Consider the following 24,072-nt stretch of genomic DNA (forward strand, 5'->3'; position numbering starts at 1 on the left):
ATCCACTAAAAATTTAGTGGATTAGCCGTTTTGTGTGTTAAAATTTTAAAAAGCAATTAGTCCAAAAATTCCTCTTTAAATTTCTCTTTATCAAAATTTTTATTTAAAAATTTACAGATCTGTTCCAAATCAACACGAGCCGTCTCAAAACAACTTGTAGCTCCCGGACTTGGCGTCATGTTAAAGCTTATGCCGTTATTTGTGCTTATCCTGCCCTCGCCAAGATCAAGCTTTTTATTAAGCCTATCCACAACTTGAGGTCTTACACCTCCAAAATTTTTAGCATAAAAAAGATCATCCTCTCTTAAGCTAGGCACGATTTTACGGGCATCTTTAACAAATTCTTTTTTATTTATAAAAGGGATCTCAAACAAGAAATTTCTTAAAACATAAGAGCGAATGTCTTCATCTTTCATTAAATTTACAAAAACTTCAAGCACATTTCTGTCAAATTTCAAAGCACTTAAAAATTCAAAAAAGCTTGAATTTCCATGATATCTCTCAAGCTTTGGCATGACAAGAGCAGTAGGTCCAAAGCGGGTATTGCCGTTTGCAAGGATGTCCGGATCTCCGTGAAGCGCAGCAAAAGGCAACTTGTCATTTTGCATCATATAAACCTTGCCTTTTAGAAAATTTTTCTTTGCAAAGTAAAAACTTCCCGCCACCGGCAGCGTGCTAAGGTGCATTCCATAGCCCATTTTATGAGCAAGATAGAGCGAGTGAGCACCCGCATCAACCACAACATAATCAGCACCAATCGACTGGCTGTCGCTTGTTTTTAGATAAAACGTATCGCCAACTTTTTTTATATCAAGGACATTGCAATTTAGACTTAGCTCATAACCGTCTCCGCCTATTTTTTGAGCGTTTTTTACGAGAGAGTCAGACATCGCACCAAAGTCAACCGTTGTGTATTGACCTTCTTTTGTGCCCATAGCCACTATATTTTCGGAGCGGGGATTGGCATTTATGTCAAATACAACATTTGGCTCTATCTGCTTTAAGTCCTCTTTAGAATAAAGCTCAAGATAAGGAAACACTTCTTTAAATTCACCGTATCTTGCCGTAAGTTTTTGCACCTCTTCGTCGCCAACAGCCAAAACCATCTTTTGATGAGAAAACATAAATTTGCCCTCATAGCCGTATTTTAGACCGTATTTTATCGGCATTTTTGCTACTTTATTGACCCGTTTTGCTTTTTCTAGTGTGTAGTTCGTCTCGATGTCACCACAATGAATCGTCTGCGAGTTACATCTGCCGTTTGAGTTTAGAGTAGCTACTCCTTCATATTTTTCCAAAAGGGCCACTCGTTTTATGTCCGTAAAAGCCGCTAACTCATAAAACAGTGCCGTCCCGCTGATACCTGCGCCAACTATAACTACTTCGAAATGTTTCTGCCGCATCAATGCCCCTAAGTTAAATTTGTAATCTAAATCATACTATATTTTTTAAAATTTCAAAGAGCAAAAAGTCAAAATACGATTTTATTTATATTAAATTTGACCTTTTGAAACACTTGTTTAGTAAAACCATATTTATATAAATTTTGCATATTTATCGCCTCAACACAAGCCATAAAATAAAGCAAAAATTTTAAAATAAATTTTACTTTTTCTCCTTATGTGATTTCATATTTTTAAGCTCTTCAGACAAGAACATGCCTGTGTATGAAAGCGTTTTTTTGTAATTTTTAGCGACATCTTTTACACTTCCCGCGGCTATGACTTTACCGCCTTTTGCACCACCTTCCGGACCCATGTCTACAAGGTAGTCGCAATTTTTTATAACATCTAAATTATGCTCTATTACAAAAACAGAATTTCCAAGCTCAACCAAATGATGAAGCACCCTAGTCAGCCTATCAACATCGGCAAAGTGTAACCCCGTCGTCGGCTCATCAAGTATATACAGGGTATTTCCTGTATCGCTTCTACTTAACTCTTTTGCTAATTTCACACGCTGAGCTTCACCACCGCTTAGAGTTGTAGCATTTTGACCAAGCGTGATATATCCAAGTCCAACATTGGCTATTGTCTTAAGTTTGGCATAAATTTTAGGGACGGCTTTAAAAAATTCCAACGCCTCGTCTATACTCATGTTTAAAACATCTGATATAGACTTACCTTTGTATAAAATTTCAAGCGTTTGCGCGTTATACCTTGTGCCGTTACACGCGTCGCAAACAACCATTACATCAGGCAAAAAATGCATCTCTATCTTTATCTCGCCGTCGCCTTGGCACTTTTCACATCTTCCACCTTTTACGTTAAAGCTAAATCGCCCGATCTTATATCCTCTTAATTTCGCCTCTTTCGTTTGGGCAAATAAATTTCTTATCTCGTCCATAACTCCGGTATATGTTGCCGGATTTGAACGCGGGGTGCGCCCTATCGGGCTTTGATCAAGATATATGACCTTATCTAAATTTTCAAGTCCGCTTAAATTTACACCGGCTACTTTTTTAACTTTTTTAGCACGATTTAGCTGTTCTTGAGCCTCAGGAAGTAGAGTTTGAAGTATCAATGAACTTTTACCAGAACCGCTAACACCTGTTATGCCAACTAAATTTTTAAGCGGAAATTTTACGCTTAAATTTGAGATGTTGTTGATATTTACATTTGAAATTTCAAGCCATTTTTCTTGCTTTCTGTTTTGCTGATAGTCTATACTCTTATCACCGTTTAGATACTGGGCGGTAGTTGTGTTTGAGCTTAGTAATTTATCAACGCTTCCCGCAAATATCACCTCCCCGCCAAATTTCCCAGCTCCAGGACCGATATCAACCACAAAGTCAGCTTGCTCGATGGTCTTTTTATCGTGTTCGACTACGATTACCGAGTTGCCTTTTAGCTGTAAATTTCTAAGAGTTTTTATAAGTTTTATCGTATCTCTTTCGTGCAAACCGATACTAGGCTCATCAAGCACATACATAACTCCGCTTAAACCGCTTCCTATCTGACTTGCGATACGAATTCTTTGTGCCTCGCCGCCGCTTATGGTTCTAGCGTCACGGCCAAGACTTAGATAGCCAAGTCCAACATCATTTAAGAAAAATAGCCTTTCGCTTATCTCTTTTAATATGGGGGCAGCTATGACTTTTTCTTGTTCGCCAAGATATTTAAATTTATCCTCGTTTGTAAAAAATGCTACACAATTTTCTATACTCATATCTAAAATTTCACCAAGCCCACATCCTGCTACCCTTACAGCTAAACTTTGAGGTCTTAGTCTATGACCACCACAATCAGAGCAGCGCTTTTCGCTCATGTATTCGTCAAAGTCTTTATAGTCTTTAAGAAGGTTATAGCTTATGGCCACAGCTCCTTCAAATTTACGACTAAGCTTATGTCTTTTCCACAAAAACTCAACCTCATTTGCATTACCATACAAGACAAGTCTACGCTCATCCTCGCTTAGCTCATAAAACGGCTTTTTGATATTGATGTCGTTTTGTTCACAAAAAGCCAGTAAAAATTTATAATAATAACTCATGTTATAGCCGTAAAGCAGCTTTATAGCACCGCCTTCTATGCTCTTATCCTCGCTTATAACCTTACTCATATCAAGACTGTATCTTATGCCAAGACCGTCGCAACTCTCGCATGCACCCTTTGGAGAGTTAAAACTAAAGCTCAAAGGCTCAAGCGGAGTAAATGAAATTTTACAATCAAAACAAGCCAAATGCTCGCTATAATGCACAAATTTATCATTTATGCCAAGCTCATCGGAATTTAAAATTTCAACCTCAACTTCGCCATAACTCTCATTTAGCGCCTTTTCCACGTCTTGCGCCAAACGAGTGGAGTTTTCATCACTTACGACAAGGCGGTCGATGACGACTTTTATCGTGTGTTTTTTGGTCTTTGAAAGCTCTATTTCCTCATCAAGTCTTACCGTTACTCCATCGATCTGCGCTCTAACAAAACCCTTTTGTCTTAAATTTTCGATAAGATCGGCCCATGTTCCCTTTTTTTCTCGCACAAGCGGAGCATAAAGCACAACTTTTGCACCATTTGGAAGCTTTGAAATTTCATTGATAATATCTTGCGCACTCATTTTTGATATCGGTTTACCGCATTTATGGCAGTGCTGAGTGCCTATTCTTGCATATAAAAGCCTTAGATAGTCATAAATTTCAGTTATCGTTCCTACTGTTGAGCGTGGGTTTTTAGATGTTGTTTTTTGATCTATCGCGATAGCCGGAGTAAGACCCTCTATCTTATCTACATCGGGTTTTCCTACTCGATCTAAAAACTGCCTAGCATAGCTTGAAAGACTTTCGATATATCGTCTTTGACCCTCAGCATAAAGCGTGTCAAATGCTAAAGTTGATTTACCGGAGCCGGAAAGTCCGGTAAAAACAGTAAGTGAATTTTTTGGAATTTCAAGATTTATATTTTTTAGATTATGCTCTCTTGCGCCTGTTATTTTTATGATATTGTGGTTTTGCATATTTACCGCCTAATTTTTTTGAATTTACCATTATACATCATCTCTATTAATATTTTCATGTTACGTTTGTTGTCATTTTATTAAAAATATTTTAAAAATTTAAATCTAAATATACAATGTAAGCTATTTATTTGATAATATAAAATAAAAATTACAACAAGGTTTTATCATGTCAAATCCAAATATTCCTATCGATAGACGAACCAACAGAGTCGAGCTCATAGGGCTTATTTGCGGTATTGTTTTTGCATTTATCGTTTATAACATCATGCCCGGTAATGCCGGAGAGATAGCAACGGCGGCAGCAAACGGCAAAGTCTTAAAAGTAGATGCCATGCCTGCAGTTGCAGCTATCGCTACATTAATGGCGGTTTGGTGGATGACTGAAGCCATCGCACTTCCTGCTACGGCTTTGCTTCCTATGGTGCTTTTTCCAATATTTGGCGTAGATAGTTTTAGAGCCGTGGCTGCTCCTTATGCTTCTGATACTATCTATCTTTTTATGGGTGGTTTTGTTTTAGCGCTTGCTATGCAAAAATGGAATTTGCATACCAGAATAGCCCTTGGCATAGTATCGTTAGTTGGAACAAGCCCTAGAAAACTAGTCGGCGGATTTATGATAGCAACCGGCTTTTTATCCATGTGGGTAAGCAACACAGCCACCGCCATAATGATGCTTCCTGTTGGCCTTAGCGTCCTTCACCTTGTAAACACCCTAACTAACAAAAACGATACCGTCTCTATAGAAGATGATATGAGAAATATCGATGAATTTTCTATCAAAGGCACACAAGGAGGCGTTGTCAATACAGCCTTTCATAAAGGTAGAGATATAGTAAAAGAGATAAAAGACAAAACAACAGCTTATAGCTCAAATTTCGGGATATCTCTTATGCTAGGTATAGCCTACTCGGCATCTATAGGCTCTATGGGAACTATCATAGGCACTCCTCCAAACACCCTACTTGTAGCATATATGAAGAATGAATTTAATATAGAAATAGGCTTTTTTGAGTGGATGTTAGTAGGTGTTCCGCTAAGCATTATCATGCTTTTTGTGTGCTGGTTTGTTTTAACCTGTGTTTTATTTAAACCCGAAATTAGCGAGATACCAAACGGTAAGGCTGTTATAAAAAATGAGCTTAAAAAGCTTGGTAAGATAAGCAGACCTGAAATTTTAGTCGGAGTTGTATTTTTATTAGCAGCAACTAGTTGGATAGGACTTGGTTTTGTGCTAAAAGGCTTTGGGGTCAAGCTAGCAAGCATTGATGCGATCATTGCCATGAGCACAGCCATACTACTTTTTATCATACCTGCAAATAAAAGCGGAGAGAGGCTGATCGACTGGGATAGTGCCAAGAGGCTTCCTTGGGATATACTTATACTTTTTGGCGGAGGCTTATCACTATCGGCTCAATTTAGCAACACCGGTCTTTCGCTTTGGATAGGGCATCAAGTCTCTGCTCTTGGCGTTATGCCGATAGCTCTTATTATCTTGATCGTAACCGCACTCGTGATTTTCTTAACCGAGATCACATCAAACACGGCAACAGCAGCTGCATTTTTACCTGTTATCGCAGGAGTTAGTATAGGGCTTGGATATACTGGCACAAATGTCATGATATTTACTATACCTGTCGCACTTGCTGCTACTTGCGCATTTATGATGCCTGTAGCCACTCCTCCAAACGCCATCGCATACGGCTCTGGCTATGTCAAACTTAGCTCGATGATAAGAACGGGAATTTGGCTAAATTTAATAGGTGTAGCCTTAATCACCTTTACTACATTATTTATAGCAAAAGCAGTATTTGGTCTTAGCATATAAATTTAACACACCTTAAAAGTCCGAACCGACATTTTCGGACTTTTACCTTTATTTATTAAAATATCTAACTTTGTAGTATAATGTAACTCGCACCTAAATTCTTGATTTGTCAAAAATAAACTTTATATCAATTTCAGTTTTTTTTGATACTCTAACGCTGAAAAATCAACCCAAAAGGAGAAGAAAATGGCAGTAAAAATTACAGATATTTGCATAAGTTGTGGCTCATGTATAGACGAATGCCCAGTAAATGCGATCGTAGATGACTCAGATAACCCAACAGGAGAGGATACATACTACGTATACGCCGATAAATGCGTTGAATGTGTAGGATACAATGATGAACCAGCCTGTGCTTCAGCCTGTCCAACAGACGGCTGCATAGTTTGGGATGCTCCTTATGCTGGTCAACCATCTCGTAGTGAGATCGGCGCAGATCTTAGAGATGGTCATAGCCCGGTTATAGCATAAATTTAGGCCCATTCTATGGGTCTATTTTGTTTTTTAGAATTTTTTTGATATAATTGCCGACTTTATTACGAAACACTTTAAGGAAATTTAAATGCAAAGAACACTTTCTATAATCAAACCAGACGCAGTCAAAAAAAATGTTATAGGCAAGATCGTCGATAGATTTGAAAGCAACGGACTAAGAATCGCGGCAATGAAAAAAATCAGACTAAGCAAATGCGATGCAAAAGCATTTTACGCAGTTCACAGTGAAAGACCATTCTTTAACGATTTAGTTGATTTTATGGTTAGCGGACCTGTTGTTGTTATGGTTCTTGAAGGTGAAAATGCAGTAGCTAAAAACCGCGAACTAATGGGTGCTACAAACCCTAAAGAAGCAGCAGCCGGAACCATCAGAGCAGACTTTGCAGATAGCATAGATGCAAATGCCGTTCATGGAAGCGATAGCCTTGAGAACGCTGTAAATGAGATAAATTTCTTCTTTGCTGCAAGAGAAATTTGCTAAGCAAGAGGTATAAATTTGAAGATAGCATTTGCAAAAGTTGCAAATCAAAATGTAGACTTTGAAATCAAAAGTGAAGAGCTAAATTTCAAAGGACATTTAAAAAGAATAGATCACAAAAACGTAAAATGTTTAGGAAATATCAGTGGAAGCACAGCGCATAACTGCGATAGATGCGGAGCTGACATCTCGTTAGACATAAATGAAAACGTAGATCTTATCGTTAGCGATGGAGTATACACCGACCCCGAAAACGAATTAAGCGATGCGATAGAGTTTTTTGATCATCAGATTGATTTAGAAGAAATTTTAAAAAGCGAAATAGAAGCATTTAAGAGCGACTATTTTTATTGTAAAGATTGTAAAAATTTATAAAGGAGAATAAAATGGCAGTACCAAAGCGAAGAGTTAGCCACACACGTGCAGCAAAACGCAGAACACACTACAAAGTGACACTTCCAATACCTGTTAAAGATAAAGACGGTTCATGGAAAATGCCACACCGTATAAACAAAACAACAGGTGAATACTAAAATATGATACGCATTGCTATTGATGCCATGGGCGGGGATTTCGGCCCCGAACCTATAGTTGCAGGTGTAGTCGAGGCTTTAAAAGACACAAATTTCTCTGCCGTGCTTGTAGGAGATAGCAATGCCATAAAACCTCTTATCCCAACTCATTTATTAAAAAACATAACATTTGTCAAAGCAAACGAAGTCGTTTCTATGTCAGACGGTGCGACTGATGCCTTAAAACGTAAAGATAGCACGATATACAAGTCGATAGAACTGCTTAGAAACAAAGAAGTAGACGCTGTTGTATCAGCCGGCCACAGTGGTGCAACTATGAGCCTAGCTACTTTGCGTGTCGGCAGACTTAAAAATGTCGCGAGACCGGCAATAGCAACTCTCATGCCAAACTCAAAAGACACTACCACTTTAGTGCTTGATGTCGGGGCAAATGTTGATTGTAAAAGCGAACACCTTTTTCAATTTGCCGTTATGGGGGAAGTTTACTCAAAGCAAATTTTAAACAGAGAAACTCCACGCGTAGGACTTTTGTCTAATGGCGAAGAAGCAAGTAAGGGAAATGAGGTAAGTAAAGAAGCTTTTAGCCTTATCTCCAGACTTGACAGCTTTGTAGGCAATGTCGAGGGTAACCAAGTTTTTGACGGAAGCGTCGATGTGGTGGTTTGTGATGGTTTTATAGGAAATATTTTGTTAAAAACCAGCGAAGGTGTCGCGGATGCGATCGGAAAAATCATAAAAAAACAGATCACTAAATCACCTTTGGCGATTGCAGGCTCTGTGCTAATGAAAAAAGTCTTTAAAAAGCTTAAAAAACAAGTTAGCTATGATGAATACGGCGGTGCGCCACTTATAGGCGTAAACGGCTGTGTTATAATTAGTCATGGAAAAAGCAACGCGAAAGCTATCAAAAACGCTGTTTTCCAAGCTATAAATTTTGCAAATTCAGACATTAATAAAACAATAGAAGAAGAACTCTCAAATTTCGTAAGGTAACAAATGCCAAAAGCCTCTTTAATATCAATCGCAGCCTATACTCCAAGTCGCGTTCTATCAAATTTTGATTTAGAAAAAATGGTTGAAACAAGTGACGAATGGATAGTAAAGCGCACGGGCATTAAAGAAAGGCGTATAGCAAAAGATGAGATCACAAGCGATATTGGCACAAAGGCAGGCGAGTTAGCCATTAAGCGTTCTGGGCTTAAAAAAGAACAGATCGACGCTATAATTTGCGCCACCATAAGCCCCGATCATCTTTGTATGCCTTCAACAGCATGTAAGATAGCAGCAAATTTGTCTCTTCCCCACGGAATAACCGCTTTTGACATAAGTGCCGCTTGCACGGGTTTTATATATCTACTTGAGATAGCAAAGTCCCTTGTAGAAAGCGGTGCTAAAAAAAATGTCTTAATCATCGGCGCAGAGAAGTTAAGCTCCGTGGTTGATTATACAGATAGAAGCACTTGCATACTTTTTGGAGACGGAGCCGGTGCGGCTGTTGTTAGCGCAAGCGATGAAAATGAAATTTTAAATGTTCACACAGCAAGCGACGGAACTCAAGGAGAGCTTTTAATCACCCCAGGATGTGGAAGCGCTTTTCCTGCAAGTAAAGAAACTCTTGATAAAAAACTAAATTTCATACATATGGCAGGTAATGAAGTTTTTAAAATAGCTGTTCAAACTCTTACAAAAAGCGTTCTTGACATACTAGAAAAAAACAACCTAACTAGCGATCAAATAGACTTTTTTATACCTCATCAAGCAAATATCCGCATAATCGAAGCGGTAAAACAACGCCTAAATTTTACAGATGAACAGTGCGTTTTAACTGTCGCAAAATACGGCAATACAAGCTCGGCTTCTATTCCGATGGCGATAAACGACGCATATGAAGACGGTCGTATCAAAAACGGCTCTATGTTACTGCTTGACGCATTTGGTGGCGGGTTCACATGGGGTTCTGCAATACTAAAATTCGGTGGCAAAAACTACTGCGATCTTAACGCTTAAAAAGCGTTACACAAATTTAACCTTTAGATAGCTTTCATATATTTTAATCAAAAGCTTAGTCCCTGAAATTTTACTCAGGAACTAAACACCGTAAATATCGATTTAAACCTTAAACTGTGAAACCTTGCCGTCAAGCATTGCGCCCATATCTTGCAAATGTTTTGCCGCGGTACCTATTTCCTCTACGGCTCTTGCGTTTTCGCCTGAAAGGGCATTTGTTTTTGTGATATTTTCTATCATTAAATTTATCTGCTTAGCGACCTCAGCGTAATTACATATAAAATTATCGGTAACTCCTATGGCGTATTGCATAGAATTTGCCATTTGAGTTATCTTCTCCTCTACATTTGCAGATAAATTTGCTATATTTTGAATATTTTTCGCATTTTCGTTCATTGCTTCACTTGATTGAGTGGTTGATTGCACTATGATTTTTAGTGTTACATTTATCTCATTTAATGACTTTTGCGTCTTTTCGGCAAGCTTCCTAACCTCATCGGCAACTACGGCAAAACCACGTCCATGTTCACCGGCACGTGCGGCTTCTATAGCAGCGTTTAAGGCAAGCAAATTTGTCTGCTCAGCTATCTCTTCGATAACCGTTAGCACTTGCTTGATATTTTCGGTATCCGTAACAAGTCTTGAAAGTTTATTGGCAAATTCGGTCTCCACCTCGACACTCTTTTGCACTTCCTCGTTTAGTCGTAGGATAGAGTTGTTTGCTTCGCTTATATATGAATTTGATTTAAAAAGCTCGGTCTTGCCGTTTTCACCATCTTTTACAGACTCTTTTAAATTTTGCTGTATTAACATCGCATCTTTGGTTGTGCTGTTTAGTAAGAGTGCACCGTTTTCTACACGGCTTCCCGTGCTTATCGCGCTACTTGAAAGCTCTTGTGAGGTAGATAAATTCTCGCTTGAGAGTCCTTTTATCTCAATTACCATAAGTCTGATTTTTTCTATAAATTTATTTACCTCTTTGCTTACGTTGGCGATCTCATCATCGCCTTTTATTGGCATTTTTCTTGTTAGATCACCATCTTTTGAGGCTAAATTTTGCATATTTTGCGCCATTTGATTGATAGGGTTTGATATGATTTGTCTTATTAGAAGCGAGCTCATAAGTATCATTAGAACTATCATAGCAGCACTTGCTATATAAATATCCTTTTGCACCTCTTTTTGCGGAGTTAGATAATCGCTTGTAACCGCACTTCCTACAAGAACCCACTCAAACGGCTCAAATCTCTCAAACGCCATTATCTTTTCTACACCCTTATCTTCTATATGCACAAGTCCGCTTTTATCTTTTAAAACCGTATCTAAATCAAATGATGAATTTTCTCTTATGCTTTTGCCTTCACGAGTTGGGTCTATATCAAATTTTTGAGTTTTTAAATTTAATATAGAAAAATACCCGTTTTTACCGAGCTTCATCTGGGAGATCGCACTCTTTAACGAGCTAAGTCCCTCCGTAAAATCATATCCGATAAATAAAATACCTATCAAATTTTTACTGTCATCAAGGATTGGCTCATAGATCGTCGTGTAATTTCTACCAAAAAGCATGGCCGTTCCTATATATCCTTGTTTTTGCATTATAGGCTCATAAGCCGGGTTCTGTTTTGTCAAAAATGTCCCAAGCGCCCTACTTCCGTCCTCTTTTTTAACCGAGGTAGAAATTCTCAAAAAATCATCTCCAACCTTTGCAAACACTGTAGCTACTGCGCCGGTGGCATTTGTGTATCTATCCATCATTGCAAAATTTAGATTTATTTTAGTGTCGCTTGCATAAAGAGTCGGCACTGCTTTACCATCCATAAACGAGATATTTTGGCTATCTATACTTATCTTTCCAAGGCTGTCTTTTAAAACATTAAATGAGATTTTTGCATTTTTTTCATTATCCTCTTTAAAAACCATAATAGCGTGCATCGCCATCGCTACGCTTTGCTCTATAGTCCTTTCGACATCCTTTTTTATCTCACTCTCCAAAGACGATCTTACTCGTAAATTAAAAACCATCATAGAAATCATCAACAAAACAGCTAAAGCAACGGAAATTTTGCCCGCAAGACTTCTTAGATACCTCATTGCACCACCTCCTTATGTTTAAAATTTTTTGAAATTTAATTGTACTTAATAACATTTATAACAAATTTCAAAAACAGAATTTAAGTATTTTCTTTAATTGTTTATTAAGTAAATAGACATATAAATTTATTTTTTACCATTTAATGATTATTAATCTTTGAACGATATAATTTCGCTATTAATAAAATTTATTATTAGGAGAAAAAATGATAGTTACAAAAAAAGCACCTGATTTTACAGCTGCGGCAGTTTTAGGAAATAATCAAATTGTAAATGATTTCAACCTATATAAAAATATCGGCGAAAAAGGCGCGGTAGTATTTTTCTATCCAATGGACTTTACGTTTGTTTGCCCAAGCGAAATAATCGCATTTGATAAAAGATATGATGAGTTCAAAGCTCGCGGTATCGAAGTTATCGCAGTTTCAACAGACAACCAATTCTCACACTTTGCATGGAAAGAAACTCCGGTAAACAAAGGCGGCATAGGTCAAGTTCGCTTCCCTATCGTTGCTGATACAAACCACGCTATTTCACGCGGTTTTGACGTATTGATAGAAGAAGCTGGCGTTGCTCTACGCGGTTCATTCTTGATAGACAAAGACGGTACAGTTCGCCACGCGGTAGTTAACGATCTTCCACTTGGTAGAAACATCGATGAGATGGTAAGAATGGTTGATACAATGCTATTTACTAACGAGCACGGCGAAGTTTGTCCAGCAGGTTGGAACAAGGGCGACGCAGGTATGAAGCCTAGCACAGAAGGCGTTGCTAACTACCTTGGCTCAAATGCCGACAAACTATAAAATTTAAACAAAGAGGTCACTTGACCTCTTTAACACTTTCTTCAACTAAAATTATAAATTTTTAATTTTGCAAAAAAACAAACCCCGATATGATATAATCCATCATTAAATTTAACCACGGAGAATCACATGGAGTTTAAAGGAAGGCAAGAGCTTGTGATTGCTTGTGAAGAGAGCATTTTAACACTCAAAAACCACTTCATACATACTAGTATAGAATTTTGCAAACACGAAAACATCTTTATATCACGAGAGAGAAAGCAGGCGATATTTGAGGATATCTTTGACTCGCTTTTGCTTCTACGCCCGGATGCAAACAAGCTTTATGACGAACTTAGCGAGATAATCAAAGATGAAAAAATACGAGAAAACTACATAAATTTCTCTATGTTAGGTCTTGTTTTAAATTTCAATAAACTACCAAATGTCCAAAACTACGTAGGCTTTTTTGTAAACGCCATCGAGCGAATGAAACAAACCCTTAGCAAGCTAAGCACAACAAAAGAGCTAACATATGATGTTCCAAATTTAAACACAAGTTCTTTCTTTTTTGAAAATACCATAGACACACTTTCTCGCATGAAAAATGCAAACAAAAAACCGGAATTTCTAAATTTATATGACGGTGTTAATATCAAAAACGAGGCCGAAATTTTAAAAGTTCACGAAGATAGCGTTGTTTTTGGCATGGATGTCATGCAAATTCTGGCCATGAAACAAGAAGGAAGCGGATTTATATTGCCAAATGAATTTTTCCCACAACACATAAAAGCTGACATCGTTGATTTTAGCACTATAAATAAAACGGTAACACTGGCAAATTTTACCCGCATATCAAAGATGAATGCAAACCTAAGAAAACATCAGCGCGTCCATCCAAATCGCTTTACAAAAGTCACACTCAAAAACCAAATTTCACAGCTTGACGGAAATTTATATGATATTTCAGACGGCGGTCTTAGTGTCCTTAGCTCAAATATCGGCGATTTTAGGCAAGGTGATAGTTTGGAGGCAAATTTTGAGCTTTTAATGCCAAAAACAAACAAAATTTACAACGTATCGATAAAGCCGATCCTGATAACAGAGCTAGCTTATAAGGGTTGTATTCGCTATTGCTTACAAATACCACAAGATCAAAGTAGCGACATAGTGCACGAATTTACAACCGCACGTGTAGAAGAGACGCTAGAGGAGCTAAAAGCCCATATGGATCTATATAAATAAGGCAAAACATGAAAAGCATACAAGAAAATTTAAAGCTATTTTATCTAGGTATTAAAGATAAAGAGCCATTTTTTTATAAAAACAAGGATTTAACCACTCATGCAGCCATTATCGGTATGACGGGAAGCGGTAAAACAGGTCTTGGCATAACACTTCTTGAAGAGGCTTGTATAGATAATATTCCTTCGATCATAATCGACCCAAAAGGCGATATGACAAACCTTGCTTTGACATTTGAAAATTTAACAAGCGATGACTTTGTCCCATATATCGACGAAAATGAAGCCGTAAACAAGGGCATAAGTATAAGTGAATCAGCAAGTCTTCAAGCTGAGAGTTGGCGTAAAGGCATAGAAAGCAGTTTTCAAGAAATTTCACGCGTAAAAACACTCAAAGAAAGTGCCGATATAACGATATACACGCCAAAAAGTAGTGCCGGAGTCGGCATAGCTTTACTTAGTGATTTTCATGCGCCAAAGATGGATGACGAAGAGAGCTTTAGTGCATATATAAACTCGCTAACGGCTTCGGTATTATCTTTGGTGGGTATCAAAGATGACGACATGAGCTCAAAAGAGCAACTACTCATCGCAAAGATATTTGAGAGTAAATTTAAAGAGGATAAAGATGTAACGATAGAAGACCTTATCGGCTTTATCGCCTCTCCTTCATTTAGCAAAATCGGCGTTTTTGACATAGAAACATTTTATCCAAGCGCCGAGCGCATGAAACTAGCAATGAAGATAAACGCACTTTTAGCAAGCCCAAGCTTTAAAGGCTGGAGCGAAGGCGTTCGTCTTGATATTTCAAAAATGCTCTTTGATGCAAACGGCAAAGCAAAATGCAACATCTTTACCATATCGCATTTAAGCGATGAAGAGCGAATGTTTTTTGTAACGCTTCTACTAAACGAAGTCATCGCCTGGATGCGCACGACAGAGGGCACAAGCTCACTTAGAGCCATACTTTATATGGATGAAATTTTCGGATTTTTCCCGCCAAATTCCAATCCTCCGTCAAAAACACCTATGCTTACACTCTTAAAACAAGCCCGCGCCTTTGGTATAGGCTGTGTTTTAAGCACTCAAAACCCTGTCGATCTTGACTATAAAGGTTTATCAAATATCGGCACTTGGTTTATAGGGCGACTTCAAACAGCTCAAGACAAAGCGAGGGTGATCGACGGCCTAATAGGAATCTCAGGCTCGTCGCTTGATAAAAACGAGATAGGAAACACCATATCAAATTTAGCCAAAAGGCACTTTTTAGTTAAAAACATAAACGAAGACGGACTAAATATCATCTCGACAAGATGGGCGCTAAGCTACCTAAAAGGTTCTTTATCACGCGATCAAATTTCAAATTTAATGAACGAGAAAAAGACAAATTTACAACATAAGATAAGTAAAAATTTAGCAAAAACAGGCGGAACAAAACCCGTCTTATCAAACGAGATAGAGCAAATTTTTGCTCTAAACGAAAACAAATTTCTCTCTCCTTGTCTATTTGCAAAGGCTAAAATTCGCTACTTTGACGCCAAAAAAGGTATCGAAACAACAAAAGACGTGAGCTATCTTTATGAACTCGATGAAACGCAAAATTCCATAAACTGGCTAGAGGCATCGGAAGATTTAGATATAAGTTTAACAAGCAAAAAAGACGATGCAAGCTTTAAGGAGCTGCCAAATTTCATCCAAAACGCTAAAAATTTCAAAAATTTCGAACGCGATTTTAAAGACTTTATGTTTAGAAACCGCAAGCTAGAGCTCTTTGAAGCCATGGGGATAAATTCAACCCCAGATGAAAGCAAAGAGGAGTTTTACGTAAGACTTAGCGATAAATGCAATGAAATTTTAGAGCAAAAAACCGCTGATCTAACACAAAAATTTCAAAAAGAGCAAGCAAGGCTCGGAGATGCTTTAAGCAAGGCAACCGCAAGGCTTGAAAAAGAGCAACGAGAGATGAATGCGAGCGGTCTTGAAGCGATAATTAACATAGGCTCAAGCCTACTTGGGGCATTTTTGGGAAGCTCAAGAGGTGTTACAAAAACCAGTGTCGGTAAGATCGCCACTAGTGTAAAAAGTGCAAACAAAGTCTTAAAAAACAGAACCGACGTAAAACTTGGCGAAGAGAGTGTTGAGGCGATAAATGCTAAGATCGAGGAGTTGATCCAAAATTTCACGAACGAAGCCCAGGCACTAAAAGATAGCTATGATATAAAAAATATCACCCTAAACACCATCGCCCTTGCTCCTAAAAAAAGCGACATTTATGACGAGAAAATCGTTCTTTTGTGGAGATGATTTATAAAATTATCAGCAAATTTTAATTATCATCTCGGTTTTTAAATTTAAACAAGGTTAAGACATGAATGAAAATTTAATAGCATATTTACTAGCATACATACTAGGCGGGATACCTTTTGGGCTCGTTTTTTGCAAACTTTTTTGCAACGTAAATATCACGCACTCTGGCAGTAAAAGTATAGGCGCTACAAATGTTTTACGCGTACTAAAAGAAAAAGAGCCAAAAAAAGCCAAAAAAATAGCCGTCTTAACCGTGGTTTTTGATGTTTTAAAAGGACTTTTACCATTAATCATCGCAAAAATGATCGGACTTAGCGAGCAAACTCTTTGGGCGATGGCAGTTTTATCAGTTATAGGACACTGTTTTTCACCGTTTTTAAAATTTGAAGGCGGCAAAGGCGTGGCAACGGGAGCCGGGGTGCTTGGGTTTTTTCTACATTTTGAGCTTTTAATAGCACTTGCGGTTTGGTTTATCATTGGAAAAATACTTAAAATAAGCTCTCTAGCATCACTTCTAGCACTTGTTGCACTTGTTATCTCAAGCTTTATTTTGCACCCAAATTTAGAGATAAACTCACATGCTCCGATATTAATTATCGCCTTTATCGTGATCTATAAACACGCACCAAATATCAAACGCCTCATTTGCGGCGAAGAGAAAAAAGTGATATGACAACAAAAATCACGACTTTGATTAAGGATTATGAGTTTGAAACCATAATCGGCATGCTTGATTTTGAGCGAGTAAAGCCGCAAAAAATTCGCATAAATGCAAATTTTACAAGCGATGGTTTTATCGACTATGTTGAGATCATAAATTTCATTGAAAATTTTTACAATGAGCATAAATTTCAAAGCGTAGAAGAGTCGGTTGAAAAAATTTCAATTGCTTTAAAGCAAAAATTCAGCAATTTAACAAGTCTAAATTTAGAAATTTTAAAGTTAGAAATTTTAAAAAATGCCCTTGTGGGCGCAAAAGTAGAAAGTATTTATTAAAAATTTATTAAAGTATCTTGAAAAATTGCTTAATTTATGATACAATCGCGCTTAAATTTTAAAACAAGGAATTAAAATGAGAATTTTAATAGTTGAAGACGAGGTAACCCTAAACAAGACCATCGCGGAAGGTCTACAAGAGTTTGGTTACCAAACCGATAGCTCCGAAAATTTCAAAGATGCCGAGTATTATATCGGTATTAGAAATTACGATCTAGTGCTAACAGACTGGATGCTACCAGATGGAGACGGCGTAGACTTAATAAATGTTATCAAACACAAGTCACCTCGCACTTCTGTTGTTGTTCTTTCGGCAAAAGATGACAAAGATAGCGAGATCAAAGCGCTTCGTGCCGGTGCTGATGACTACATAAGAAAGCCATTTGATTTTGATGTTTTGGTTGCTAGAATAGAAGCTAAACTTCGCTTTGGCGGAACAAATATCATTAAGATCGACGACCTTATCATTAACCCTGACGAAGAAAAGATAACGTACCTAGGACGCGACATAGAGCTTAAAGGCAAACCTTTTGAGGTATTAACACATCTTGCTCGTCACTCTGATCAAATCGTAAGTAAAGAGCAACTTCTTGACGCTATCTGGGAAGAGCCTGAGCTAGTTACTCCAAACGTTATCGAAGTTGCGATCAACCAAATTCGCCAAAAAATGGACAAACCTTTAAATATCTCAACTATCGAAACAGTAAGAAGACGCGGATATAGATTTTGCTTTCCCAAAAAAGCTTAAGAACTAGATTTATATTACAACTGGCATCCGCATCGATGATGCTAGTTGTAATTATCTCGGTAATACTCTACTACTACATCAAAGTAACTATTTTTGAAACTGCCGTTCAGGATCTAAATTTTGAAGCAAAAAGCATAGTTGAAAACAAAGAGAAATTTAATCCAAATAATCTAAAAAATTTTGACATTCAAATACCGCATAAAACGCTAAGTAATGTCCAAATCATACACACTAACACCAAAAAAAACCAAAAACCTTACTACTCTATGCAAAAAGAGGAAACTCATGTTTTTATGACGTTAAACTACCCTTACGATAGCGATTCGTATATGATCCTTAAAAAAGATACAACTTTACAAAGTAAAATAGTAGATCAAATTCTAATCGATATCATGATGGTAAACGCAAGTGCGATACTGCTGGTGCTTTTTTATGCATTGTTGCTTTCAAGAATGATGCTAGTACCGATAAAAATACTAACAACAAAACTAATCAATCTTGATGAAAAATTTTTAAAAGAGATAGATTTTAAGCATCTTCCGGAAGAATTCTGTCCGCTTGGAAACAGTATAAATAAACTCATAAATAGAATACAAACCTTTGTAAAATACCAAAAGGAGCTTTTCGTCGGTGTTGCACATGAACTAAAAACACCACTGGCGGTCATGAAAACAAAAAACGAAGTTACTCTTTTAAAAGAGCGTGACAAAGAGCGTTATATGGAGGCGCTGGTATCAAACAACGAAGCCATAAAAACCATGAATTCCATGATAAGTTCTATCTTAGAGATCGGGCGACAAGAGGGCGCACAATTTGAAGAGCCTGTAAATGTTAATGTTATTAGTTTTTTAGAAAAGCTTGGAAACGGCTTTAAAATTTTAGCTCATCAAGAAAGCAAAGAAGTTATCTTAAATCTTGAGCCAAAAATTTTAAATATGAAAATTCAAACAACATTACTAACTCATGTTATACAAAATTTCGTTCAAAATGCTATCAAATTTTCGCCAACCGGAGCAAAAATCACAATATCTTCAAAAGTCGCAAACTCAAATTTTATAATCGAAGTTACCGATGAAGGTGTCGGCATAGATGAAAGCAAGGATCTATTTGCTCCGTTTAAGAGATTTGGCGATAAGGGCGGAGCCGGACTTGGGTTATTTTTGGCAAAAGGTGCGGCTCAAGCACTGGGAGCTACAGTAAGTATCAAAAATAGAACCGATAGAAGTGGGGCTATTTCTACACTTATCGTGCCTATACAAAATCACAGAATCAAACAAACTTCTATCGGTAAAAAAGTTTAAAACAAGGCAAAGCAAAATGGCAAAAAGAACCGCGGTTATTGATCTTGGCTCAAATTCTATGCGTATGGCGATCTTTGAGCGCACGTCGCGCTGGGCATTTTTTATACTTGGCGAATACAAAATGAAAGTTCGTATAGGAGAGGGTGGATATGGCTCAAACAATGAAATTTCAGCCCAGTCGTTACAAAAAGCATACGAAGCCTTTAGCGAATTTAAAAATATAGCCAAAAGCTACAAATGCGGTAAAATTTTATGCGTTGGCACAAGCGCTCTTCGTGACGCTCCAAATTCAAGCGAACTCATCTCACTAATCCGCAAGAAACTTGATATCGGCATAAAGGTCATAGACGGCAAAAAGGAAGCTACTTACGGTGCAATAGCCGCAAATAATCTCCTATCGCCGATAAAAGAAGCCGTAACTATAGACATAGGTGGTGGCTCAACCGAGCTAGCTCGCATAAGCAACTCAAAAATCATAGACACGATCTCTCTTGATATCGGAACAGTGCGCTTAAAAGAGCTATTTGCTAAAAACAAAAGCGAAATTTCGACTTTCGTTCAAAATATATCAAAGCAAATTCCGCCACACTTTAAATCCCAAAACATCATCGCTATCGGTGGTAGTTTGCGTGCTATCTCAACTGCAATCATAACAAAGACAAATTATCCCCTAAACACCTTGCATGGCTTTTCTTATAAACTAAGCGATCAGAAAAATTTCATACAAAGCATAATAAACGCCGACTACGACGACTTGAATAAATTTCTAATCAAAAAAGACAGACACGATACTATAAGAGAGGGTGCGCAGATATTTTTAACCATAGCAAACGCACTTGAAGCAAAAACTGTGCACACAAGCGGAGTTGGTGTGCGTGAGGGCGTATTTTTGAGTGACTTTTTGCGTCCTAGTTTAAAATTTCCACAAAATTTAAATCCAAGTGTAAAAAGCCTGCAAGATCGCTTTATGCCTACTGCAAATAAAAACATCATAAGATATGCTAAAGAAATTTTCCTAGCACTTGCGCCTATACATGAGCTTAATGAAAGCTATCTTGAGCATCTTCTAACAGCAGCAAGACTGTTTAATATCGGTCAAGAGATCGGCTTTTACGGAGATCATCAAAACTCCGCGTATCTTGTGTTAAACGGGCTAAATTTCGGCTTTACACACGAGCAAAAAACTCTAATCGCAGCCATCATCGGAACAAACGGTAAAAAAACAGTATATGAGTACGAAAGATACAAGGCACTTTTGCCAAAGCAAGAACACGTCAGATGGTTAAGCTTTATACTAACTTTAGCAAAAATTCTTGATCTAAATTGCAGTGGAACGAAGCTTAAATTTGAGCTCATAGCCCATACACTTCAAATTTACGGAGCTAAAAATTTAATAATGTCAAAAGAGGAGATAAAAAAACTTGCAAAGCCTGAGCTTTTTGCTATCTGCTTTGCTTAGTTCATACTCATCTTGTCTTTATAGTCGCTAAGGCTGTTTTTGCGCTCTTCCAAAAATGAGCCTAGCTTCTTTTTATTATCTTCAAAAAACGCTTGAAAATCCTCTTCGTTTTGTATCTTGTCTTCACCAAAGCTATCAAGCATAACATTTGAGTTGCCGACTATCACAAGATATCTGCGATTTTCATAGCTTAAAAGCATAAGCTTATTGGCCTTATCAAGATGTTTTTCATATATCACGTTTACATCACTATTTTGATTTTTAAGAAGCCAGCTAATAGACTTCGTTTTGTTTGCAGGAGCTTGGGCAGGAGCCGTAAATCCTGAAAAATTTTGCTTACCAAGCATGATCTTTTTAAACACAAACAAGAACAATAAAAGCAAGACAAGGACACCAAGGATTATAAAATACCTTGAGTCCACAACCGGATCATTACTGTTTTTAGGGGCTGATGTAGACGGGGTTTCTACTTTTACACTTGCTTGTGGCATTGTAGCTACTTGGGCCGGTGTATTTTTCGGGCTTACTCTTATGCGAAGACCAAAACCATCTGTAGTTTTTGAAGCATTTACTACGATAGGATCTTGGGATTTTAAATTTAATATAAGTGAATTCTGCTTAGGTTCGATATCAAATTCTTGTAAAATTTTAGAATTTACAGCCTTGCTTACGGTTTGATCAAAACTTAGCGAATTTAGTATCAAAGACGTTGTATTTTTCTCGCGTTTTTGAAAGATATTTCCCTCATAAGGCGCATCAAAACTTAGCATGATATCTACACGGTCTGTTCTTTCGTAGATATTATATGTAAGTAGATTAGAAGCCAAAATGGGCAAAAAAGATATTAAAAACGTAAGTAAAATTTTCATAAAAGCTCTTTTTTAAAGTATTGTATAACCGACTTAGAGTCTAAAATTTCATTGATACGGATGGCTAGGTTTTTCTCGTAAACCATAACTTCACCCTTGCCAAAAATTCTATTATTTATATAAAGCTCCACGCTCTCTCCTGCAGGCTTTTCAAGATCTACAACAGATCCTGACTCAAGCTTTAAAAGCTCATGCACGCTTATAGTAGTCGTGCCAAGTTCCGCGATAAAGTCAACTCCGATGTCCATCAACTCATCATAGCTTTTAAACAAGCCAACACTGTCTAAATTTTCTAATTTTTCCTCTTCACTCATGCTTTTTTATAGCCTATCTGAAAAGTTCGGTTTTTCATTTTATATATAAATTTTTCATCAAGCTTGACGTGAAATTTATCAACTTCACCGAGAAATTCCGGAGTTCCAAGCTTATATGCGTCATCTTCTTGTTCATTTAGTAAATTTTTTGCTTTGCCGATGATCATGTTTGCTATCTCTTTGCAAAGATCATCAAGGTCATTTCCCTCAAATTCTTTAACTCCAAAAAACGCTTCTAGAAAAATTCTTAACGTATCTTTTTTAAAAAATAGATAAAAATGATACTCTTCTTTGCCTTTATATACAGGAATACTAGCACCATAAAAGCCGTTTCCGATACTTGACCCACTTTCTAGCTTAAAGCCTAAAGTATCAGAGCAAAGATATCTAGTTGATACGTCTATAACGTTTTTCATCTTATTTCCTTAAAAATTTATGACCTCTATTATACTTTGCATTTTCTAAAAAGGTTATAAATTTAGCAACCAAGCCAGCGCCGCACAAGGTAACATTATCACTGAAAATTCGCACTCATACGGGTAGCATTATCAAAAAGGATATGAAATGAACAGACGAAATTTCTTTAAATTTAGCGCCCTGTCTGCTGCTGGCACAGTCGTAACGGCAAATAATGCACAAGCAAGCGAAGTTAAGGACAAAGCAATGGCAAGCATTATCGATATTGATCTTTGCGATGGATGTAAAGACTTTGATATACCGCGTTGCGTAAGTGCTTGTCGCACAAAAAATGAGCAAATTTTTCCTGTTCCTAAAAAACCCATCATGCCGTATTTTCCTCAAAAGAAATTTGAGGACTACTCAGATCAAAAAGATAATATCTCACGCCTAACGCCATATAATTTTACCTATATAGAAACGCTAAAGATCGATGAAAAACAGGTATTTATACCGCGCAGATGTATGCACTGCGATCATCCACCATGTCAAAAGCTCTGCCCCTTTGGAGTCATAGGCAAAAGCGACGAGGGTGCTGTAAGTATAGATAAGGATTTTTGCGTTGGCGGGGCAAAATGCAGAGATGTCTGCCCTTGGGGAGTGCCGCAACGCCAAGCAGGAGTTGGTATATATTTAAAAGTTATGCCTAAACTTGCAGGCGGAGGCGTGATGTATAAGTGCGATATGTGTGCGGACTTACTTGCTAAAAACCAAAAACCCGTATGCGAAACGGCATGCCCGAAAAATGCCATAAAATTTGGCAAAAAAGATGAGATATTTGCCATTGCAAACGAGATGAAAAAGAGCCGTTTTATATACGGCATGAATGAAAATGGCGGAACCTCCACTATATACGTAAGTTCGGTTGATTTTAACACCATAGACGAAGCTATATCTAAAAAATATAAAGACAAGTCAAAATCCGGGATAATGGATATGAAATTTCACACAAATCCTCTGCGCAACTCTCAAAATCTTGCAATGGCTACGCTAATAGCCCCTATGGCTGCATTAGGTGCTGCAAGCATAGCCGTCATAAAGAGCAAAAAGGATAAAAAATGAATGATAAAGTCATTAGACAGAGCCTGCAAAATCGCATAATCCACTGGGGTATAGCCTTTAGTATTTTTGGGCTAATTGTCACGGGAATTTTACAAATGCCGGTAGCAAAAAGATATAATATAACTAAAGTTTTCGAGTGGAGTGGGGATTATTTTTTTACTCTAAATTTGCACTATATTTTTTCGGCTACGTTAATATTTTTTAGCTTTTATCACATCTTTTATCATGGACTAAAACGTGAATTTGACATAGTTCCAAGAAAAGCAGATATCAAAAATAGCTATCTTGTCATAAAAGCAATGATAAAAAAAGACAAAGAGCCTCCAAGCCCAAAATACCTGCCAGAACAGCGTATCGCCTACGCGGCAGCCGTGTTTATCATTGCTCTTCTTATCGTAACTGGACTAATTAAAGCGTATAAAAATTTATTAGGATTTGATATATCAAATTCACTCTATACCTGGGCGGCCACTTTACATAACGTAGGTCTTGTTTTGATAATACTTTTTATCATAGCTCACTTAATAGCATTTGTCCCAAAGGCAAATAGAGCACTTTTAGGCGGTATGTTTAGCGGTAAAATAGATAAAAAATACGCAAAACACAGACATAGTTTATGGAAAATAGAGTAGAAATTTTTAAAA

At 37.4% G+C, this 24,072-nt stretch carries 23 protein-coding genes and 1 pseudogene; 17 read left to right on the forward strand and 7 right to left on the reverse strand.

Features of this window, described 5'->3' with window-relative positions; translation table 11 throughout:
• Nucleotides 1–56: 56 nt before the first annotated feature.
• Both CCAL_RS07520 and uvrA read right to left on the reverse strand, forming a co-directional pair.
• The gene (locus CCAL_RS07520; protein WP_170015763.1) at nt 57–1,403 is read right to left on the reverse strand and encodes an FAD-dependent oxidoreductase; all 1,347 of its coding nucleotides are present in this window, start codon (nt 1,401–1,403) and stop codon (nt 57–59) included.
• 202 nt (nt 1,404–1,605) lie between these two features.
• On the reverse strand, nt 1,606–4,452 hold the full coding sequence (uvrA, locus tag CCAL_RS07525) for an excinuclease ABC subunit UvrA (protein WP_170015764.1): 2,847 nt from the start codon (nt 4,450–4,452) through the stop codon (nt 1,606–1,608).
• Between the two features lie 169 nt (nt 4,453–4,621).
• On the opposite strand from uvrA, the gene CCAL_RS07530 reads away from it, so the two are divergent.
• The 7 genes from CCAL_RS07530 (at nt 4,622) to CCAL_RS07560 (ending at nt 9,793) form a co-directional block, all read left to right on the forward strand.
• Nucleotides 4,622–6,280 (forward strand): DASS family sodium-coupled anion symporter, encoded by a 1,659-nt coding sequence (locus tag CCAL_RS07530; RefSeq protein WP_170015766.1) that lies wholly within the window; start codon nt 4,622–4,624, stop codon nt 6,278–6,280.
• A 186-nt stretch (nt 6,281–6,466) separates the two neighbouring features.
• Nucleotides 6,467–6,751 (forward strand): DUF362 domain-containing protein, encoded by a 285-nt coding sequence (locus CCAL_RS07535; protein WP_170015768.1) that lies wholly within the window; start codon nt 6,467–6,469, stop codon nt 6,749–6,751.
• A gap of 91 nt (nt 6,752–6,842) precedes the next feature.
• Complete coding sequence (gene ndk / locus CCAL_RS07540; protein WP_169936625.1) at nt 6,843–7,256, forward strand: nucleoside-diphosphate kinase; 414 nt, start codon at nt 6,843–6,845, stop codon at nt 7,254–7,256.
• 15 nt (nt 7,257–7,271) lie between these two features.
• On the forward strand, nt 7,272–7,628 hold the full coding sequence (locus CCAL_RS07545) for a DUF177 domain-containing protein (RefSeq protein ID WP_170015770.1): 357 nt from the start codon (nt 7,272–7,274) through the stop codon (nt 7,626–7,628).
• Nucleotides 7,629–7,639: 11 nt separating this feature from the next.
• Entirely contained in the window at nt 7,640–7,786 is a 147-nt protein-coding gene (gene rpmF / locus CCAL_RS07550) for a 50S ribosomal protein L32 (protein WP_069633196.1), read from the forward strand.
• Nucleotides 7,787–7,789: 3 nt separating this feature from the next.
• Nucleotides 7,790–8,779 (forward strand): phosphate acyltransferase PlsX, encoded by a 990-nt coding sequence (gene plsX / locus CCAL_RS07555; protein WP_170015772.1) that lies wholly within the window; start codon nt 7,790–7,792, stop codon nt 8,777–8,779.
• A 3-nt stretch (nt 8,780–8,782) separates the two neighbouring features.
• Nucleotides 8,783–9,793 (forward strand): beta-ketoacyl-ACP synthase III, encoded by a 1,011-nt coding sequence (locus tag CCAL_RS07560; protein ID WP_170015774.1) that lies wholly within the window; start codon nt 8,783–8,785, stop codon nt 9,791–9,793.
• 102 nt (nt 9,794–9,895) lie between these two features.
• On the opposite strand, the gene CCAL_RS09580 is transcribed toward CCAL_RS07560, so the two are convergent.
• The gene (locus CCAL_RS09580; protein WP_394346918.1) at nt 9,896–10,738 is read right to left on the reverse strand and encodes a methyl-accepting chemotaxis protein; all 843 of its coding nucleotides are present in this window, start codon (nt 10,736–10,738) and stop codon (nt 9,896–9,898) included.
• A gap of 15 nt (nt 10,739–10,753) precedes the next feature.
• A pseudogene (locus CCAL_RS09585) lies at nt 10,754–11,887 on the reverse strand (Cache 3/Cache 2 fusion domain-containing protein); the annotation flags it as partial.
• 206 nt (nt 11,888–12,093) lie between these two features.
• On the opposite strand from CCAL_RS09585, the gene CCAL_RS07570 reads away from it, so the two are divergent.
• From CCAL_RS07570 to CCAL_RS07605, 8 genes are all read left to right on the forward strand, one after another.
• Nucleotides 12,094–12,693, forward strand: coding sequence for a peroxiredoxin (locus tag CCAL_RS07570; protein WP_169936635.1), 600 nt, complete (start codon nt 12,094–12,096; stop codon nt 12,691–12,693).
• A 129-nt stretch (nt 12,694–12,822) separates the two neighbouring features.
• A complete protein-coding gene (locus tag CCAL_RS07575; protein WP_170015778.1) occupies nt 12,823–13,917 on the forward strand; it encodes a PilZ domain-containing protein in 1,095 nt (364 codons plus the stop codon).
• 8 nt (nt 13,918–13,925) lie between these two features.
• Nucleotides 13,926–16,220: an ATP-binding protein gene (locus tag CCAL_RS07580; protein WP_170015780.1), complete on the forward strand. Its 2,295-nt coding sequence runs from the start codon at nt 13,926–13,928 to the stop codon at nt 16,218–16,220.
• 64 nt (nt 16,221–16,284) lie between these two features.
• Nucleotides 16,285–16,896 (forward strand): glycerol-3-phosphate 1-O-acyltransferase PlsY, encoded by a 612-nt coding sequence (plsY, locus tag CCAL_RS07585; RefSeq protein ID WP_170015782.1) that lies wholly within the window; start codon nt 16,285–16,287, stop codon nt 16,894–16,896.
• Nucleotides 16,893–17,219, forward strand: a complete 327-nt coding sequence (locus CCAL_RS07590; RefSeq protein ID WP_169936643.1) for a dihydroneopterin aldolase — start codon at nt 16,893–16,895, stop codon at nt 17,217–17,219. Before plsY ends, CCAL_RS07590 begins: the two co-directional genes overlap by 4 nt.
• A 76-nt stretch (nt 17,220–17,295) precedes the next feature.
• On the forward strand, nt 17,296–17,967 hold the full coding sequence (hsrA, locus tag CCAL_RS07595) for a homeostatic response regulator transcription factor HsrA (protein WP_169936645.1): 672 nt from the start codon (nt 17,296–17,298) through the stop codon (nt 17,965–17,967).
• A gap of 38 nt (nt 17,968–18,005) precedes the next feature.
• Nucleotides 18,006–19,268 carry a sensor histidine kinase gene (locus CCAL_RS07600; protein WP_172285141.1) on the forward strand — a complete coding sequence of 421 codons (1,263 nt, stop codon included), beginning with the start codon at nt 18,006–18,008 and terminating at the stop codon, nt 19,266–19,268.
• A gap of 16 nt (nt 19,269–19,284) precedes the next feature.
• Nucleotides 19,285–20,727: a Ppx/GppA phosphatase family protein gene (locus CCAL_RS07605; RefSeq protein ID WP_170015786.1), complete on the forward strand. Its 1,443-nt coding sequence runs from the start codon at nt 19,285–19,287 to the stop codon at nt 20,725–20,727.
• On the opposite strand, the gene CCAL_RS07610 is transcribed toward CCAL_RS07605, so the two are convergent.
• The 3 genes from CCAL_RS07610 to CCAL_RS07620 are packed head-to-tail and all read right to left on the reverse strand — an operon-like array spanning nt 20,724 to nt 22,326.
• The gene (locus CCAL_RS07610; protein WP_170015788.1) at nt 20,724–21,596 is read right to left on the reverse strand and encodes an excinuclease ABC subunit A; all 873 of its coding nucleotides are present in this window, start codon (nt 21,594–21,596) and stop codon (nt 20,724–20,726) included. The two genes, CCAL_RS07605 and CCAL_RS07610, sit on opposite strands and share 4 nt — an antisense overlap.
• Nucleotides 21,593–21,910 (reverse strand): flagellar motor switch protein FliN, encoded by a 318-nt coding sequence (gene fliN, locus CCAL_RS07615; RefSeq protein WP_169936653.1) that lies wholly within the window; start codon nt 21,908–21,910, stop codon nt 21,593–21,595. Before fliN ends, CCAL_RS07610 begins: the two co-directional genes overlap by 4 nt.
• Complete coding sequence (locus tag CCAL_RS07620; RefSeq protein ID WP_169936655.1) at nt 21,907–22,326, reverse strand: chemotaxis protein CheX; 420 nt, start codon at nt 22,324–22,326, stop codon at nt 21,907–21,909. The genes fliN and CCAL_RS07620 overlap by 4 nt, the downstream gene beginning before the upstream one ends.
• 148 nt (nt 22,327–22,474) lie before the next feature.
• Here CCAL_RS07620 and CCAL_RS07625 point away from each other — a divergent pair, with 148 nt between their 5' ends.
• Together CCAL_RS07625 and CCAL_RS07630 are read left to right on the forward strand one after the other, a co-directional pair.
• Complete coding sequence (locus CCAL_RS07625) at nt 22,475–23,428, forward strand: 4Fe-4S dicluster domain-containing protein (RefSeq protein ID WP_170015790.1); 954 nt, start codon at nt 22,475–22,477, stop codon at nt 23,426–23,428.
• Entirely contained in the window at nt 23,425–24,060 is a 636-nt protein-coding gene (locus tag CCAL_RS07630; RefSeq protein WP_170015792.1) for a formate dehydrogenase subunit gamma, read from the forward strand. Before CCAL_RS07625 ends, CCAL_RS07630 begins: the two co-directional genes overlap by 4 nt.
• The last annotated feature ends 12 nt before the right edge of the window (nt 24,061–24,072 follow it).

Source organism: Campylobacter sp. RM6914 (genome assembly GCF_004803835.1).
Classification (GTDB): Bacteria; Campylobacterota; Campylobacteria; order Campylobacterales; family Campylobacteraceae; genus Campylobacter_A; species Campylobacter_A californiensis.